Below are 17,146 nucleotides of genomic sequence, written 5' to 3' on the forward strand. Positions count from 1 at the left end.
GAAGAATATTACTGGATAACGCCATGCAGCTTCAGCTTGTTGATCAGCATGGTTTTGTACGTGTCTTGATCATAAAGGGAGTTATTGATTCGCTCCTTGTTCAGTCCGAGCTTGTCCAAGATGCTGTATTCCAGCTGGCGCCGGGCTTCCAAGACTTGCAAAGTCCCTTCGACGCCTTCTAGACCGTGATGCTTGCCGTATCCCTGCTGGGTGTAGTAATGGACGAATCCTGTGGCCCAAGCCTCCGGGCGTTCCCGGATGGCCTTGCGGAATGCATATCCGAGATCGTTTTGCTCAATGTAGAACAATAGGGGATTCAGCGGGTGGATCGTCTTTTCCAGCCCCAGCACGTAGTCAGTCACTTGCTCTTCCGGCGCATCATGCTTCACCATACCGACGGTCACCGGATTCTGAATGAAACAGCACTCAAAAATCATGAGCGTATTCTCATGCACCGCCTGCTCCGCATATGTCTCCCACCGATCGGTGATGAGTCTCCTGTTGAGGTCCGGCGGGAGCTCGTAAATATCCTGTTTGGACAACGAATGATATAGATCATCCGGCATAGAGGCTTCATATTCGTTCTTCAGTTTCTGGTAGGGCAAGAGATACCAGCTGCCTTTCTTGGCAGCCCGTTCGATCAATATTTGTTTAAAAGGACCTGCGACCTGCAGCAGACGTCCGAATTCTTCTTCAGTTAAACACGCCGTTCCCTCATAATCTGCCGGATGTTCTGCATCCCCTTCCATGACAAGCCGGGCCTCGATGTTTCGTTCGGTAAGAATGTCATGAATCATCCGGGACGTCGTCGATTTGCCGAACCCAGGCAGGCCCTCAACCAGGATCAATTTTGTTTTCATTACAAATTGCCTTCAAAGCTCAAAATAATTACAGTTTCAAATTATTCTGTAGGACCCAACGGATATCCTCTTCCCCATATAAAAAGGCTGCGAAAGACTTTGCGTCCGCAGCAGTGAGAAATACTCGGTATCTTACCGTATTCCGAAATTGAATCGAAGATAGGGATTTACTAGGTAAGTAATCTCAATCATAAGAAAAAAACCACTCCTTATATGGAATGGTTGATTACGAACTGAAAGAGCAGTGGCGGCAATGTCCCTTTCCCCTGCTAACTTTTCCATCAGCATATACCTTCAATTTAGTGTTGTTAGCGTACCAGCCAGCGATAATCTTGCCTGCAATCTACAATATGATCCACATACACCATCTCATCTTGGACCTGGTACAGCACTAGATACCACTTCTCCACAAACATCTTATGATATTTGTTCGGAGGTATAAATTCCGCTTCTAGAAAAGGATAACGTTCTGGCATCCGCTCCAATGAACGTATCGCTTGGAGCAATTCGTTTTTCGTGTTGCGTGCAGCCTCGGGACTTTTTTCCGCAAGAAAACGCACATGGTTTGCTAACATTTGACGGGCACGGTCAGAAATGATTACGTTATAACGAGGTTTTTTTTCCATGTTCGACCTCATCAATAACACTGTCCAAATAGGCATCCAATTCGTCAGGAGTTACACCAATGCGTCCAGCCAATCGATCCTCTTGAACAGCCAGCAACTCTTCACGGAGCTTCAACATCTTCTCACGACGGGAGAATGCCTCAATGTCCATGACGACGAGATCCCCTTCACCATTTTTGGTCAAATACACGGGTTCCCCGGACGTTTTACACAAATCAGCAATTTCATTATAGTTTTGACGTATACTCGCCGATGGTTTAATTAACACCGTATCCACTCCTTTCATAGCCATTCTTTAATCATATTGTACCTATATTCCGCTATATATTCAATGTAACCCCCTACTTTCACTTGTACACTTTTGAAAATGGGCAATAACGAAACTCACTCCGTACCCTTCAAAAACTCAATGATATATCCAATTCACTTCTGATGGTCGTATTCATGCATGGAGGCAAAAGAAAAAGCCCCGAATATCGGAGCTTGCATGCCATAATTTGGAATGTACGACATTTGGCTAATAAAGGCGGTCGGCTAGTCTCCCGGACGGGAGGTGATGCCCATGACAGTGTATGGAAGCGATGAGCTTAATGCTTACCTTCGGGACGTTAATCGTCGCATTGTTATCGTTTAATAAACGATAATAGACCGCCCGTCGCAAGGTTACGGTCTATTTTCTGACTGAAGACTTGCAGCCGACCGCTCTGTTAGCGGTTGTTGTGCAGGGATCGTGTTACAGCACGGTCCCTTATTTATTCTTATCATATCATACCCGGTTTTAGTCCTCAATGATCCGAACTGATTTTCAGATGAACGCTCGATCCGGTATTCTGCCACTTCAATAACCAGCGATATCCGGCAGCCACTGGTACAGAGCAAGTCCTCATTTCGTATCCATTCTGCATCGAAAGAGGGTATCGTTGCTGAATATTGAATACATATGATAGGTTACAAAATGCTTGTAAGGAGGTTGGCATGAGGCAGGAGGATGAAATCCAAGCGCTTAAAGAGCGATTGAATTCTGTTGAAGAGCAGCTGGCAAAGAAGTCAAATGGCTTCAAGACACTTAAAATAGGAATCATCATAGTACTCGTTATTTTTCTCTTATTAGTTCTTATTGGGATCCTCCAATTTGTGAGCGCAGGATAAAGACCGTCAAGGGGCGGTCTTTTTCTTTGTCCAATGGAAGACGCAGCAACGTCCCCTATCGACCGGGGTAGTCCCTGGCTAATAAAGCGGGCCGCCACGCGGGGCATTTAGCTGATATCCACTCAGCTTCCCGATTTTAACAGCGACCGAAGCCGATATACGCACCGCCCACGGCTCGCTAACGGATGCAGCCACAACCCTCGCATTCAAAAGACAATAAGAAAACCACTCCTTTAACGTAAGGAATGGTTTGGATGTGAACCTATACGGTTCCGAGCTTATACTACTCCTCCACCCTCAAATTCATCAAGCAGTGCACGTGCTTCATCGGTTGACTTTGCGTTCATTAAGCGATTTCTCAACTCGCTTGCCCCTCGGAATCCACGGACATAGATTTTGAAGAAGCGGACAAGGGCGCTGAAGGAGCGCCGCATCTGTTCGGAATATTGATCATGCAGATCCAAATGCAGCCGCAGCAGACCCAGCAATTCCTCGCTGCTATGTTCCTTCGGCTCCTTCTCAAAAGCGAATGGATTATGGAAAATCCCGCGCCCGATCATAATTCCGTCCACGCCGTATTGTTCAGCGAGCTTCAGGCCGGTCTGACGGTCAGGAATGTCCCCGTTAATGGTTAGAAGTGTATCTGGCGCTACCTCATCACGAAGCTGTTTAATCTCCGGAATCAGTTCCCAGTGAGCTTCTACTTTGCTCATCTCGTCTCTTGTCCGCAGATGGATGGACAGATTCACAATGTCTTGCTCCAAAATATGGGTTAACCAGCCGCGCCATTCGTCCACCCTGCTAAAGCCGAGCCTTGTTTTTACGCTGACGGGCAGTCCTCCGGCCTTTGCGGCCTGGATAATATCCGCTGCAACGTCGGGACGGCAGATCAAGCCGCTTCCCTTCCCATTCTCGGCTACATTCGGTACAGGACAACCCATATTTATATCGATGCCTTTAAACCCTTCTTTCGCCATGCCGATACTCATCTGACGAAAGTATTCCGGCTTATCGCCCCAGATATGCGCTACCATGGGCTGTTCATCCTCTGTAAACGTCAAACGTCCGCGCACGCTATGATGCCCCTCCGGGTGACAATAGCTCTCTGTATTCGCAAACTCCGTAAAAAACACATCCGGTCTGGCTGCTGCGCTTACGACATGGCGAAACACTACATCCGTCACGTCTTCCATGGGCGCCAGCACAAAAAAAGGCCGCGGCAAATCCCGCCAAAAATTTTCTGTCATATCCAAAACTCCTCTATAAATGCAGGGAAATCTTTATCCCGAAATAGTAAATGTAAGCTCGTTCATACCCTTGCTTTTTCTTCACTTATAGCATATTTAAGCCATGCATATCAAACGGCAGTATATGTTAAAGCCGTAGACACATAAATGAATATATCACAATCCGAAGTGAGGAGCATACTCCCATAGATTAGTAAAAAAAGAAGGGGCATCGCCCCTTATCAGAGTGTCTTGTAGAAATTTGTGCTGTCGTTATCTTCGGACAGGGGTTCGACTCCCTTCGCCTCCATAACGGAAAGGCCAAAGGACTTTTCAGCACTTCAATTTTTTATATGAGGAAATCGAATTTTAAAGTTAGGCCGCAAAATAAAAAATGGCCGTACGGAAATGAATCCGTACCGCCATTTTTCATGTTTACTTGGGTCCCGCGCTGTTCACCGATCGCCGCGAGCCCCGATATGCGAAATGCCCACTGGCTATGCGCAAACTTCTCATGCGGCAGCGAATAGTGGCCGAGCGAGGCTAATGCCTTGAGCGCGTTACAGCTTACCCGCAGCTTTCACTTTCACAAGCAGCGCATTGCCTGGCAAATACGCAATCGGAATGTCCTCGACGGACACGATCTCTAACGTCTCCGGGTTCGCGCCGGCAGCAGCTGCCTCGTTCATGGCGCTCTCCTTTGCATCGCGGATGACGTCGTCATAGCTCCAGTCGTCCAGCGAATAGATCCGCTCCGACTCCCCGCTGACCAATCCCAATGCTGCGCCGATTGCGTTCGCCGCATCATAGTTGTCCGGCCGGATGATTCGGCTTGCCCCGGCCAGCGTCTCCGGCACCAACAAGCTGCCGCCGCCGACCAGAATGACATCGACCGGGTCTGCACTCGTCTTCATCCGGTCAATGGCATCCTCCAGGCTCTGCTGCATGACTGCATCCGCTTTGCTGCAGACGACTTCGTCCACGGCATCCGCGTTGGTGCCCGGCCATGCGGCCCGGCCCAGCTTCACCGCTACGTCCGTCGCCGTCAGCGTATCCCCGCCAAAGATGCGGGCCCGTTTCGTCAGCTCGTAGCCCACGCTGTCCGGGCCAACCGTTACGCCGCCCGCGTCATCAAGCCGGACGATCGTGCCGCCGCCAAGGCCGATGGACAAAATATCCGGCATCCGAAAATTCGTGCGAATGCCGCCGATATCCACCGCTGCCGAAGATTGGCGCGGAAAGCCCTGCACGAGCACGCCGATATCCGTCGTTGTGCCGCCGATATCGACGACCAGCGCGTCGCTCAGCCCGGACAAATGCGCCGCGCCCCGAATCGAATTCGTCGGTCCGCACGCAATCGTCAGAATCGGGTAGCGGAGCGCATACTCGCTCTTCATCAACGTCCCGTCGTTCTGGCAAATATACAGCTGCGCATCAATGCCGAAGCCATTCAACGCTTTCTCGAAGCCGCGCACCACGCCTGCAATGACTTGCAGCAGCGCCGCGTTCAGCACGGAGGCATTCTCCCGCTCGAGCAGCCCGATGCTGCCGATCTCGCTGGAATACGTGACCGGCATATCCGCACCCAACACTTCGCGGACGATCTCTCCGGCCCGCTTCTCCTGCTCACGGTTCACAGGAGCAAATACCCCGCACACCGCCACCGCGTCGACTTCTCCGCTCATCCGGCGGCACAGCTCGGCGATCTCCTTCTCGTCCAGGCTGGCGATCTTGCGGCCGTCATACTCATAGCCGCCGGAGGCGATATAGCTATGCGGCCCTACCGCAGCGCGCAGCGATTCGTCCCAGCCGGCAAGCGGCGGAACGGCCGTCGTTGCCGGAGCGCCGATACGTATCAGCCCTACCCGGCCGAGATGCTTTCGCTCCACGATGGCATTGGTGCAATGCGTGGTGCCGAGCATCGCATAGCGTATGTCTGAGCCATTTACGCCGCTTTCCTGCAGCAGCAGGCGAACGGCCTCCACAATGCCTTCGTTCACGTCGGCCGTCGTGTGGACCTTTACCTTGTGCACGCAGCGCAAGTCGGAATCCAGCAGGGCGGCGTCCGTATTCGTCCCTCCCACATCAATGCCGATGCGGTAAATCTGGTTTGCACTAGCAGTTGTAGTCTCGGTCATTTCGCCGCACCTCCTTTCGAAGCCAACGTCTCGATCGGCACATAATCAAAGTCATAACCGAAGTATCTTGGCCCGGCCGTCTCGATGCCCTTCGGCGTGCGCCATTTGTCGTCGCACGGCAAACCTGCTGCCGTCACCCGGGCGCCATACTTCAAGTTCTCCGTCGTCACCGGCATGCCCGTATCCTGATCCAGCAGCGTAATCAAATCAGGCGTAATGGCGAGCGGTTGATCGTCAACGGTGGCGAGCAGGAACTCATTCTGGAAAAACAGCCGCATCGTTTCTCCCTTGTTCTCGCCGGTACCTTCAAATACCGCTTCGCCGCGCGTAAATCCGCCGTCCATGCGGCGACGGATATCCACGGCCTTGCCGTGGAACAGTGCATGGCCGTTCAGCTTCGTGAGCAGCTCGCGCACAGGATTCAGCTTCTGCTGCTTCGCTTCGAACAGCGTCCGCCCGATCTCATAGGCGAGCGTCAACGTGCCGCCGATCGCGCTTCGCTTCGCCTGCGCGCCGGATACCGGATAATCGCAGATGGAGGCAGAGCCCCCCATCTCTACTGTCAGCGCACGCGCCAGCCGTTCTTCCCACACCCCGTCAATCGTATGCATCAGCGCGCTGTTGCCGCGCTCGTCCGCCATCGCCACCGGGCTGCAGGGGATGCCTTCCAGATGGAACGTCACCATCTGCGATTCGGGAAACGCGCGCCCCATCGCATCGGCATCGACGAGCGGAATTCCGCGCTGTGCCGCCGCAATGACCGGAACGAGCGAGTTGCCGCCGCCGACCTCGATCGGCATAACGGCGTCCACCTTGCGGCCGAGCTCTCTCTCCATCAGATCCAGCGGCTTGGTCAGCTGGTCTGCCGAAGGGATTTTCTCCAGCATCACCGTCGGTGCTCCGATCATCGATACCGGCACGATAAGCCCTTCATCGTCCAGCTCTTCGAGCTGGACGATTCGTACCGGGCCAAGCTCGCGGATCGCCTCCATGGCCATCAATTTTCCGACATGAGGATCTCCGCCGCCGCCCGTGCCAAGCACCGCAGCTCCGATCGCGATATATTCGATTGACTGTTCATCCAATGAGGTTAATCTGGTTGCTTGATTCATGCTTTCATCCCTTCTTTACGACCCATTTGCCTATGATTGCTTGCAAGATAAATGCCATCAGGAAGCTGTCCAGCGCCGGAACCTGCGTTACCTGGAACCATCCGAGCCCATCCGGGGCCATCGTTGTCATGAACCCGAAGAACGTGGCGATGACCCATACGACGATGGAGCGGGGGATCCAGCTTCGGTTGCTGTCCAGCCCGTCAAACGAGAATCGCTTTTTGTTCACCAACAAATACTCAGCCGTATAAATGCCGCCCAGCGGTGCGACAAGCATCGTAATGTACGTCAGGAACGTCATGAAACGATCATAAATACCAAAGCAAGCAAGTGCCGTCGCAATGAGACCTGCAATAATCGTAATCACGGATTTAGGCACCCGTTTGAATACGACGGAGAAGCCCAGCCCCGCGGAATATAAATTGTTCGTATTGGTCGTCCATTGTGCCAGCGTCAGCACGATGATCGCCGGAATACCGAGACCAAGCGTCAGTAGAATGCCCGTCAGATCGTCGGAATCCATCGTACGCGACAGGAAAATTGCAATGATGGTCATGAAGCTGTTGCCGACAAAGAAACCGATAAATGCTGCGGTAACGGCATGCTTTGGCGTTTTGGCCCAGCGCGCGATGTCAGGGGACAGCGCCGTTCCAAGGATAAAGATACCGATAACCAGCGAAATCGCCGTCCCCATCGGCACAGCCTCACCCTCGAACGGTGCCCAGACGGTGCTTCCGCCTTCCCCGTTTAGCGCCATGACCAGCGCGATAATGATAAACACGACGAGCAGCGGTACCGACCAGACGCTTAATTTTTCAATCGCCCTATAGCCCCAGATCGCCGTGGACATCATGAGAAGTCCGCCAATGATCGACAGCACCCAGAGCGACCAATGCCATCCCCATAATTCGTTTAACGCGGTCTGGAAGTTGGAAGCGAAGAAGCCCACCTGAACGCCGAACCAGCCCAGCGATGAAATGCCGAGAATGACCGAGACGATTAGCGCCCCTTGATTCCCAAACAGAAACCTGCTGATCATGGCCGTCGACAGGCCCGTTTTCGCTCCCACATATGCGCAGACTGCCCCGATCATGCCTAATATCGCCGAACCGACGATGACCGCCGTAAGCGAGTCGCCGATGCTCATGCCCGCGCCGAGCTGCGCCCCCAGGAACATCGCGGACAGGTCAATGCCGATCGCAATCCAGACGAATGCCATCGAGAGCCATGATTTCCGCAAATGCTGGGGGACGGGCTCCCGTTCGTAATCTTCTATTTTCGTATCATTGCTCATGCTCCACCCTCTGCTTTCTGTACAATCTTGTTGTTCGCCTAAGCTTTCACGGATCTCCAGAACATCTCAAAGGCATGTTTCAGCTTCCGTTCGAACAGCTCCGGCGATTTATAGTAGTAATATTGCATGCCCAGCCCGTCCATCAAGGTAAGGTACGAATCCACCAGCGTCTCCATCGGGATAACGGCCAGTTCGCCGCGATCCAGACCTTCCTGGATAATCTCGCCGATAATGCTGCTCAGAAGCGTATCGAACCGCCCAAACGCCTCGTGCATCCGATCCTGCAAGAAATCCGGCGGGAAAACTAAGTACCGGAAGGCAAATACGGCAAGCTCCTGCTTGTCCCGGTGGAAATCGTATTGGCGAAGCAGCAGCGCATGCAGTTTTTTCTCCGTGCTCATTCCTTTGCTGGTTTCTGCCATCGCTTGGATATATTCGTTGTAGGCGCTCATCGATTCTTCGAAGACCGTCATAAACAGATCTTCCTTGCTCTCGAAAAAAGCGTAGATTGCCGGGGTTTTGACACCAACCTCCTTCGCGATTTCCGATAATGCCGTTCCGTCGTAGCCCTTCTGTCCGAATAACCTCAGCGCAGCTTCTTTCAGCTTCGTTCTGGTCATGTTCATCCCCTTTTTCCCAGTTTAATTAACGTTAATTAAGTAGATTATACAACTTTCTGCATAAAAATCAATTGATTTAATTGCCCAGCCGAATTGTCTTCGAATCTTTATACGTTCAATGATTTAAGCAGGACAATGCACCAAGGTAGATAAAAATTCCCATACCAAAAAGAGATATCCCAACTCGAAGGATACCTCTTCTGGAAACTCAAACCTATTCATTCAAACAATCTTTGATGCTTATGAAAAAATCGGTAAAAGAATTGTACATTGTCCAGTTCAAACCATTCTGCCGTGTGCAAAATCTGGGCATCGAGATTGTAGATCTTCGCATGAAGCGTACCCAGAACAAAGGGAGAGTGTGTAGCGATAATAAATTGACTGTCAAAATAACGCGCCAGATCATTCATCTGCTCGGCCAGCTTGATTTGATTCGCCGGAGAGAGCGATGTTTCCGGTTCATCCAGTAAATACAGTTTACCGGGTAGCAAATGCTCCTCAAAAAACTGCATCGACGTCTCCCCGTTCGAGTATTTCTCCTGAGCGAATTGAATGATATCCACCTTCTTTTTGAACTCATACGACTGCTCCAGCTCCTCTACCTCTTGCTTGCTCTTTCCCTTTACGAGCTGCTCATGCAGCAGCCCTTCGCGGAGCACGTTTTCCTGCTGTATTTTCTTGACTTCGTACAATATATCCTCTGACTTAATGTACCGGCTCCCTTCGGGAAGCTTATATACGGGATGCTCCTGATCATCATGCCCGAGCTCATAGCTGCTTTCCTCGATAAACCGCTGTGCGTACGCGTTGTGACCATAACTCGTCATTCGCTCAGCGCCCGCGATGTTCAATTTGTTAGCGATTAAATTCAGCAAGGTGGATTTGCCTGAGCCATTACTGCCATATAACACTGTGATTCGATCAAACAGCAGAACTTCCCCTGCGATGTGCCTGAACACATGATCGGGATATATATTGGGATTGCTGGAAATGGTGGAAGAGAGTTTGAAGTTCCTTAAATATAGCATCGCTTTCGCTCACCTCTATTCACGCACGGTCCAAATATCCAACGCAGCCAGACGGATCGCCTCATGTTCATGCTTCCGGTACGCTCTCAAACGGTCGGTACACGCCTGGTTCCACAATAAGGCTGCCCCCGCAACCTGCATCAAAGAAAGACCGAAATATTGGGCCGCAAACGACTGCCGATCTCTCAAATGATCCACCAGATCCAGCATCGCCTCCGGGCTCCAATACGCCTTGCTGGCATTGGCTGCCTGAGCGATCTGTCTGTAAACGTGATCCAGCAGATACGGATGCGTGTCAACGACCTGAATCACAGGGTCCAAATGCAGGGCCGCCTGATCCGCCTCGCTCCATTCCACCATCGCCAAATATAACTTGATCACGGCGGGTTTCAGGGTTTCTTGGGATTTAAGAGCATCGATCAGGCCCGTATATAAAGGAATGAGCACCCGCCTTGCATTGAGAGGCAACGAGGTCAGCTTGTCGATCAACGCCGCCAGACGCTGCCGCTGAGGAAGGTCTCTCTCCGGCGCAGCATTCCATTCCGCCCTCGTCTCCATGCCGGCAAGCTGTGTGCAAACGCTGATGACCCGATCGTTTACCTTGCCGTCACGGCATGCCACCACGAGCGTATCCATCGCCGCCTTCCATCTGGCGTTGTCCTCCATATCAAGAATCGCTCTGCCGGTGCTAGCCGCCACCTTCTCCTCGCTTCCATTCACCCAATAGCTCATCGCCTGGAAAGCCTCTCTTGCCACCACAGCATCGGGATGTCCTGCGATCTCCGTAATCAATTGCAAATACCTTGGCCGAGCCTCCACCGGAAGTCCGCCAGGGTACTGGTTAAGCAGGCTTCTTGCGATATCACGCTGCGGCGAAGCAGCCATGGCACGCATCATGGACCAGCTGCGTTCATTATCAAGCCATTGTCTGGCAGCATGCCCGATGGCGATCATCACGTCTTTGTGCACATTCGGTTTTTCGTATTCACGGATGAGAAGCGCCATGCTCTCACTGCTTTTATGAGCCCCAAGGAGCCGGATGACCTCTTTTCTGACCGTGATCTTCAACTTCTCCCGGCTCAGCAGGTCCGACAGCGTCGACGTTAACATCATCGGGCTCACCCTGCGCATGCATCTGGGGATCGAGTACATGGCGACCCGGGCACGGTCTCCATCCAGGTTGCCCAGCAATACAGGAAGTGCCTTCTCCGGCTCTTCCTCTAACGAATAGGCGTGAAGCGCTGCCTCGACGACATGCACTTCTTGGTCCTGCAGCAGAACCTCGAATTGATTAGAGCGATAATCCGGCATAACGGCCAAGCTTCGCATCGCCGCTGCACGTTCATGGAAGCTTCGTTTGGCATCCAATGCCACCCGCTCCAAGAGGGAGGCTAATGCCTTTTGCTGACGCGGCAGCCACCGGTGAAACCCATTGTGGGCGGGCACGACATAAATCGTTTTTCCCGATAAATGCTTGCCTTGGATGATTTGCCCCGAGATGAACGGGTCCAGCCACTCCTGACGCTTCAGATGCAGATGCATGAATACGTCGTGGAATGAGATGAAGGATGGGTCTCTGTCCAGCAGTTCTCTAACTCTCTCATCCCGCGTTCTGTACGGTGCCAGCCAATAATGGACCGCCTGCGGCGATACCGTTTTGGAATCCAGCAGCTCTTCCAGCAGAAGCTGCAGCTTCGGCAATCGATCCACGGCTTTCCCGAACAAATTAGCCATTCGCAGGACCACACTCACGTTTTCGCGCTTGTTCGCTTCTACGCCAAAGGCGTAAATCTCATCGAACAACGCTTCCAGCGCAGAGCTTGGTATGCTCTCCCAATCCATCGAGAAGAGCGCCAACTGACCGTCACGCATCGTCAATCTTCCGAACGTTCTCAAAGCGAATTTGAACAGCTCGCTCTTCGGCTCCAGTGCATGTTCACGCAGCAGGGCAAAAGCCAGCTTCTCCGTGGCCGACCTTGTCCCGTACGAAGTGTCTCTCGCTTCCACCACGCTATCCACCAGCACAGTCAGATCATTCACATGCTCTTCCTTAAACATGGGAGCAGGACAGTTCGAGAGCTCGACCATCACTTGCCAGCGCACCGGATCCTGGTCGTTCTTGATCCGGGTCAGGAAGCGCAGCGTCTCATCCATTCCGCTTCGGGATAACGCCGTACTCCGAACGAGGTGGGCATAGGCCGCAGCACGCTCATCGCTATTTGACACCTGGACGGCCTGCACCAGCTTCTCCCTGGCATTCGCAATGAAACGACGCGCCGCCGTTTCGAGCATGCTATCCCGATGATCGCGAACATCGCGAAGCCCCAGCATGCGGGCAGCTTCCTTGTCGCGCAGCCGATGCGGCAGTACATCCAGCAGCGGCATAGGGAACATACGCGTCTTCCGCTCATCCTCCTTATAAGCGGCATCAAACATCGCTACACGGCAAGACGGGGCAAGGGTATCCAGCACCTTGGCAACATGCTCAGGCCGATCTGCAAGCAAAGTCGTCAGCGTGGTCCACTGCGCTGTGGTGAACCATCTTCTCTTCTTCAAAACTCCTGCCGGAATGCCTTGATTCAAAAGCTGTTCACGCGCATCCTCACGTGTCAGCAGCTCGAATACGTCCGCAGGGCTGGCCTGAATCAGTATGCCCAATTGCAACTTGAGTACAGGATGAATCATATCCGTCGGTCCAAGCTTCAAGGCACATTCCAACACGACTGCCGGCCTTGAAACACTCAGTACCTCAATCGCGGAAGAGAGCGTCCACCATACGCTGACCTTTTCCCGATGCGTTGCGTTCTGCAAAGCATTCTTGAAATACGCTGCAGCCAGATCGGGATAGCGCTTCGTTACAAGCCGCCAATGGCGTAGCGCATACCCCAGCTCAGGAAGCCTGCTGCGAACCGTCTCTCCGCTGCACGCGGCTAATAATAAAGAGGCTTCTTGCGCCCCCCAACGGTCAAGCACGAGCGGCAGCAGCCGTTCCGCCCAATCCTGGCGACGGGTATTTACGATGCTCCGCAGCAGTTGACGACGGCAATGATAGGACATCTGCACGATTTCGGATTCAACCGAAAAGTCCGGAGCTGTCACCACCTCCGGCAGTAATCTGGCCGCCCGTCCTCTGACCCCTGCCTTCGGATGCTTCAGGGCAAACAAAACCGCACGTGCATCATTTACTACACCCGCACCGGTCAATGCCAAATGCGCCTCATAGGCGGTGCCGCTTTCGAGCAAGGATATGAGCAGCGCGGAAAAATCCGCATCTCCTTTATACTGGCGCCCCAGAAGCGCCATCCGCTTCATCCTGTCCGAGTAACCCAGCAAATCCAGCTCCTTGAGCAGCTGCTCTTTGTTCAACAGATCATGGTTATATGTCAATATTTCCTCTCCCCTCATGCTCTTATGACCGATCCCCATTTATTCGTAACCGGTTTGCGCAAGCTCTCCTGGAAACATATAACTTCTCCATAAGCGAGGGCTTCTCCTGTTCGATGCGACAGTTCGGGCCTGCATAGCCTACGGAATCGGCCATTGCAGCCTAGTTAATGTATGGGGAAGCAGGTGCACAATCCATATTCATGATCTATATTTTCGGGACTTCTGCCCGTGAACGGGGAAACAGTAACTCGCTGCGTACAACAAGCCGCAAACAAAAAGAGATGCCTCCCGGCCCATTAAAGGTCCTTCGAGTCATCCCTTTTTAGCTCCATGATATTTATCCGAATTTAGTTATTCCAATACTGCTCGGCAATCTTTTGACCTTGATCGATTTTTGCCCATTGCTCGGCTTCGCTTAGCTCGTTACCGCCATCGCAGGATGCAAAGCCGCATTGATGCGAGAGCAGCAGACGATCCTTGTCAATGATTTTGGATGCTTCGTCAAGCAGACGGATGACGCGGGCTTCATCATCAAGCGTATTTGTTTTGGAAGACAGCAGGCCCAGAACAATCTCCGTTTCCGGCCGGTCCTTGAAGACCTCCAGCGCTTCAATCGAACCCGCACGCTCATCATCCCACTCCAGGAAGAAGCGGTCATATTTCAATTGCTTCAGGAACAGGTTGGCGATTTTTGCGTAAGATCCCCCGCCCATGTTCCGGGAATCATAGTTCCCGCGGCAGTTGTGTGTCCACATTTTTAAGCCGAGGCTATGACCGTAGTCAATCAATGTATTGTTTAGTTCAATAAATTCGGTGGCGAGACCCTGTACTTCCGCTTGGTTAATATGCTCCCCGGTAAACGGAGAGTTCGGGTTGTCGTCCGCAAACAGCTCCCATAAGCAATCATCGAATTGCAGGATCGTGCCGCCCGCCGCAGCGAATTCCGCCACGAATTCCTTATACGCGCTTACAAGGCCCTCTTTGAGCTCCTGTCTGTTCTGATAAACGGCATCCGTTCCGCCAATGTTATCCGACCAGGAGAGCTCGCCGAAAATATGGGAAGGAGACGGTACGCAAAGCTTCGTTTGGTGATCGCCTGCGAAATCCTGAAGCTGTTTGAACAGCTTGATGAAATGATGATTCTTTCCGCTAAGTTTGCCAGTAATACGCAATCCAATATCTTTGCGCGTTTCATATTTCGAGGTTCCGTCCACATCCCGGAAGAAGTAGCCATGGTCCGCGATATAACGCTGGACTCCGCCAAAGCCCCATACAAAATCCAGATGCCACATCGATTTGGAAAATTCGCCGTCCGTAATAACCGACAGGTTATGCTCGATTTCCTTCTTCACGACCTCTTTGATGGCCTCGGTCTCGCACTCGGCATACCCTTCAAAATTTTCATAGAACGGATACTGGATATCATCACGATGTTCAATTTGCTTTTTATATTTCAGCAGCTCTTCAGGACGCAACAAACTTCCTACGATCTGAAACTTATCAGTCATGTAAATAACCCCCCTCGTTGTATACGATGATCATATCACGACGAGCGGGGTTAGAAGGCATACCAAAAAATCATAACTAGCTATAGCTAGAAGCTATAGCAAAAAAGGTGCGGAAAATGCATAGGAAGCCAACTTAAACAGTGAAGTTGCAGAATTCGATAAGGATATCCAAAATGATATGCTGTGTTTATTAAACTGTTTGTTTACAACGTACTGCGCCGCAGCTCATAAAAATACTGCACAGCGGGATGCTTTAGCTTCATCTTCTCGGCCATGTTCAATATGCGCTTTTTGCCGACTCGTCTGTCCACCAAAGCTAGAATATTCAATAAAATATCATTACTCTCCAAGCTTTCATCTATAGAAGTAGATAAGAACTTATTCGCTGTAGTCACAAAATTGGATTTGCTTAATGCGGCCTGTGCCGACAAAAGCTCTTTTGCAAGCTCTGTTATTTTTCGGTTTCTTGCGATGACTTGCAGACGCTCCTCGGGAACGGTCCCCTTGGTTTCCTTGCGGATCGCTTCAATTTCCTCCTGGCTGATAGGGATTTGGAGATCCGGATCATTCTTTATTTCCTGCTCTGTCTGGTACCAGCGGATGGAACCCGTGGTCTCACTCATATTGAGCACGTTCTTCTTATCTACGGCAAGATAACAGATTCCGGGTTTGCCTGGCAGGTAACGATAACTGGTTGCCCGGTATTCGACCCTTCCATGTAACGCAGGAGAGAGAAAGCTCTCCAGTTGTTGCTTCAATTTGCTCCAGGACATGGTTCCTCCTAATTGAAAAGATTACCCTTGGGTGAAGGTCAATCATACCATGATTATGGTCATATTTAATCTTAGCACTGAACCAAAATAAAAAGAAATAGGACTCCCCAGGCAAGGGTGACGACCTATTTCTGAACCTTGTACAGCCTGCCGCCCTTAAAAGCGGCTGTTGTCAGGAGTGAGGATGTTACCAGCATCCTCACTCCACTTTATTATATACTAGCGTACGATGAACGAGTCTATAATAGCGTTTCCGTACTGAGCGTAAAGCCTTCAATGACGGCATCCTCGTCGACCTCAATCAGGATGCAGCGTCTCCCTTGGTAATTCACCTGCTTCACATATCGTAAATCCTGCGGGCTGATCGAAATCGTGGCTACCTTGGTATCGATCTTAATCGATTTCGACGAAAATTTCGGCATCACGCTGCTGGCCTTCAGTTCATAATTCGTATCGTCGACAACCGTTTGAAACGCTTGTTCTACTTTTTCCGGCGTCACGTTCTCTACGCCGCTTACGGTCAGCACGCGTTCCACATCTTTATAATCCAGCTTCGGAGGCTCTTCCTCCTCCTGGTGGCTTTCAATGACATGGTTGATCTCCTCATACACCTGCGCGAGGGTAGCCGAGTCCAGCTGTTCGCCAGCCACTTCCTTCACGATTTCTTCGAAGATGCCCCTCTCCTCCATTGCGGTCATGGACCTCTCAGCATTCAGGACTTGTTCGATGAAATCCTGATCCGGAAAATTGGATTTTCCCGTACAATACAGAACGCGGTTCACATCCGAGTAATTGTCCGTCACGCTGGGGTAGAAGAACCCTTGCTCCGGCGAACTCAATTTGATAACCGGGTCCACCATGACATTGTACTTGAATTCCTTCTCCACATAATCGAACAAGAGCGTCTTCCGCTGCTTCTCCGTGGAATTCACGCTGCATAGAATGAACGGGTGCCCGAACACCTCGTCCTTCTCGCTCTCTTCAGCTTCCTCATTCCGGGCCTTGGTCGGCCGGTAGTATTGCCCTCGAACGAAGGTGATCACCGTATCTCGCTCATACTTGGTATCCGCCATCATTTTGTCCACCAGCATCAGCATCAGGTCCTGCCATTCTTCCGGGTCTCCTGTCGACAAGCCTTGATGAAGCATCACCCGCGTAGGTTCCCCTGCACCCTCCTGAAACTTCAATTCAAACAGCTTATGATCCAGCTCACCGGTCAGCAGCTTCTTGAAATTGCCCATATGCAGCTCCTGCTTCTCTCGGTCCAACAGACCAAACGGCAGCCGCTCCCAGTGATAGATTTCGTTCGTTTCCTTCATAATGTACACGTTGAGAATATCCTCAATATTCAGCAAATCATTATCCATCTTAAACTGCTTGCGTATATGTGCGACTTCTTTCTTATTCATAGCTCGGCAGACAACT

Annotated in this window: 15 protein-coding genes; 2 read left to right on the plus strand and 13 right to left on the minus strand. The window is 51.6% G+C overall.

Annotation, left to right across the window (positions count from 1 at the left end; all coding sequences use genetic code 11):
- Positions 1 to 8: 8 nt before the first annotated feature.
- The 3 genes from MKX76_RS17815 to MKX76_RS17825 all read right to left on the minus strand — a co-directional run bounded on the left by MKX76_RS17815 (position 9) and on the right by MKX76_RS17825 (position 1,754).
- On the minus strand, positions 9 to 860 hold the full coding sequence (locus tag MKX76_RS17815) for a hypothetical protein (protein WP_341034343.1): 852 nt from the start codon (positions 858 to 860) through the stop codon (positions 9 to 11).
- A 308-nt stretch (positions 861 to 1,168) separates the two neighbouring features.
- Entirely contained in the window at positions 1,169 to 1,486 is a 318-nt protein-coding gene (locus MKX76_RS17820) for a type II toxin-antitoxin system RelE/ParE family toxin (RefSeq protein ID WP_341034344.1), read from the minus strand.
- A complete protein-coding gene (locus MKX76_RS17825; protein ID WP_077569668.1) occupies positions 1,464 to 1,754 on the minus strand; it encodes a type II toxin-antitoxin system Phd/YefM family antitoxin in 291 nt (96 codons plus the stop codon). The genes MKX76_RS17820 and MKX76_RS17825 overlap by 23 nt, the downstream gene beginning before the upstream one ends.
- Before the next feature lie 304 nt (positions 1,755 to 2,058).
- On the opposite strand from MKX76_RS17825, the gene MKX76_RS29760 reads away from it, so the two are divergent.
- Positions 2,059 to 2,130: a putative holin-like toxin gene (locus MKX76_RS29760; RefSeq protein ID WP_431786086.1), complete on the plus strand. Its 72-nt coding sequence runs from the start codon at positions 2,059 to 2,061 to the stop codon at positions 2,128 to 2,130.
- A gap of 331 nt (positions 2,131 to 2,461) precedes the next feature.
- Entirely contained in the window at positions 2,462 to 2,635 is a 174-nt protein-coding gene (locus MKX76_RS17830) for a hypothetical protein (RefSeq protein WP_341034345.1), read from the plus strand.
- A gap of 278 nt (positions 2,636 to 2,913) precedes the next feature.
- Here the strand turns inward: MKX76_RS17830 and MKX76_RS17835 are convergent, their stop codons facing one another.
- The 10 genes from MKX76_RS17835 to MKX76_RS17880 all read right to left on the minus strand — a co-directional run bounded on the left by MKX76_RS17835 (position 2,914) and on the right by MKX76_RS17880 (position 17,130).
- Positions 2,914 to 3,882 carry a tRNA dihydrouridine synthase gene (locus MKX76_RS17835; protein ID WP_341034346.1) on the minus strand — a complete coding sequence of 323 codons (969 nt, stop codon included), beginning with the start codon at positions 3,880 to 3,882 and terminating at the stop codon, positions 2,914 to 2,916.
- 539 nt (positions 3,883 to 4,421) lie between these two features.
- A complete protein-coding gene (locus MKX76_RS17840) occupies positions 4,422 to 5,999 on the minus strand; it encodes a hydantoinase/oxoprolinase N-terminal domain-containing protein (RefSeq protein ID WP_210095645.1) in 1,578 nt (525 codons plus the stop codon).
- The gene (locus tag MKX76_RS17845; protein ID WP_210095644.1) at positions 5,996 to 7,111 is read right to left on the minus strand and encodes a DUF917 domain-containing protein; all 1,116 of its coding nucleotides are present in this window, start codon (positions 7,109 to 7,111) and stop codon (positions 5,996 to 5,998) included. Before MKX76_RS17845 ends, MKX76_RS17840 begins: the two co-directional genes overlap by 4 nt.
- A 4-nt stretch (positions 7,112 to 7,115) precedes the next feature.
- On the minus strand, positions 7,116 to 8,405 hold the full coding sequence (locus MKX76_RS17850; RefSeq protein ID WP_210095643.1) for a cytosine permease: 1,290 nt from the start codon (positions 8,403 to 8,405) through the stop codon (positions 7,116 to 7,118).
- 38 nt (positions 8,406 to 8,443) lie between these two features.
- Positions 8,444 to 9,025 carry a TetR family transcriptional regulator gene (locus MKX76_RS17855; RefSeq protein ID WP_210095651.1) on the minus strand — a complete coding sequence of 194 codons (582 nt, stop codon included), beginning with the start codon at positions 9,023 to 9,025 and terminating at the stop codon, positions 8,444 to 8,446.
- Positions 9,026 to 9,243: 218 nt separating this feature from the next.
- Complete coding sequence (locus MKX76_RS17860) at positions 9,244 to 10,053, minus strand: AAA family ATPase (RefSeq protein ID WP_341034348.1); 810 nt, start codon at positions 10,051 to 10,053, stop codon at positions 9,244 to 9,246.
- A 15-nt stretch (positions 10,054 to 10,068) separates the two neighbouring features.
- Entirely contained in the window at positions 10,069 to 13,440 is a 3,372-nt protein-coding gene (locus MKX76_RS17865; RefSeq protein WP_341034349.1) for a HEAT repeat domain-containing protein, read from the minus strand.
- Positions 13,441 to 13,787: 347 nt separating this feature from the next.
- Complete coding sequence (locus MKX76_RS17870; RefSeq protein ID WP_007131051.1) at positions 13,788 to 14,948, minus strand: cobalamin-independent methionine synthase II family protein; 1,161 nt, start codon at positions 14,946 to 14,948, stop codon at positions 13,788 to 13,790.
- Positions 14,949 to 15,151: 203 nt separating this feature from the next.
- Positions 15,152 to 15,721: an SF0329 family protein gene (locus MKX76_RS17875; protein ID WP_007131050.1), complete on the minus strand. Its 570-nt coding sequence runs from the start codon at positions 15,719 to 15,721 to the stop codon at positions 15,152 to 15,154.
- Positions 15,722 to 15,960: 239 nt separating this feature from the next.
- Positions 15,961 to 17,130, minus strand: coding sequence for a DUF4317 domain-containing protein (locus tag MKX76_RS17880; RefSeq protein ID WP_341034350.1), 1,170 nt, complete (start codon positions 17,128 to 17,130; stop codon positions 15,961 to 15,963).
- Positions 17,131 to 17,146: the final 16 nt, after the last annotated feature.

The sequence above is a fragment of the Paenibacillus sp. FSL R5-0810 genome, assembly GCF_038002285.1.
In the GTDB taxonomy this organism is placed as follows: domain Bacteria; phylum Bacillota; class Bacilli; order Paenibacillales; family Paenibacillaceae; genus Paenibacillus_AQ; species Paenibacillus_AQ lactis.

Excerpts from the sequence above, each read along its gene's own strand:
- MKX76_RS17815 (WP_341034343.1), bottom strand. The coding sequence starts at position 860 with ATGAAAACAAAATTGATCCTGGTTGAGGGCCTGCCTGGGTTCGGCAAA.
- MKX76_RS17820 (WP_341034344.1), bottom strand. The coding sequence starts at position 1,486 with ATGGAAAAAAAACCTCGTTATAACGTAATCATTTCTGACCGTGCCCGT.
- MKX76_RS17830 (WP_341034345.1), top strand. The coding sequence starts at position 2,462 with ATGAGGCAGGAGGATGAAATCCAAGCGCTTAAAGAGCGATTGAATTCT.
- MKX76_RS17835 (WP_341034346.1), bottom strand. The coding sequence starts at position 3,882 with ATGACAGAAAATTTTTGGCGGGATTTGCCGCGGCCTTTTTTTGTGCTG.
- MKX76_RS17840 (WP_210095645.1), bottom strand. The coding sequence starts at position 5,999 with ATGACCGAGACTACAACTGCTAGTGCAAACCAGATTTACCGCATCGGC.
- MKX76_RS17845 (WP_210095644.1), bottom strand. The coding sequence starts at position 7,111 with ATGAATCAAGCAACCAGATTAACCTCATTGGATGAACAGTCAATCGAA.
- MKX76_RS17850 (WP_210095643.1), bottom strand. The coding sequence starts at position 8,405 with ATGAGCAATGATACGAAAATAGAAGATTACGAACGGGAGCCCGTCCCC.
- MKX76_RS17855 (WP_210095651.1), bottom strand. The coding sequence starts at position 9,025 with ATGACCAGAACGAAGCTGAAAGAAGCTGCGCTGAGGTTATTCGGACAG.
- MKX76_RS17860 (WP_341034348.1), bottom strand. The coding sequence starts at position 10,053 with ATGCTATATTTAAGGAACTTCAAACTCTCTTCCACCATTTCCAGCAAT.
- MKX76_RS17870 (WP_007131051.1), bottom strand. The coding sequence starts at position 14,948 with ATGACTGATAAGTTTCAGATCGTAGGAAGTTTGTTGCGTCCTGAAGAG.
- MKX76_RS17875 (WP_007131050.1), bottom strand. The coding sequence starts at position 15,721 with ATGTCCTGGAGCAAATTGAAGCAACAACTGGAGAGCTTTCTCTCTCCT.
- MKX76_RS17880 (WP_341034350.1), bottom strand. The coding sequence starts at position 17,130 with ATGAATAAGAAAGAAGTCGCACATATACGCAAGCAGTTTAAGATGGAT.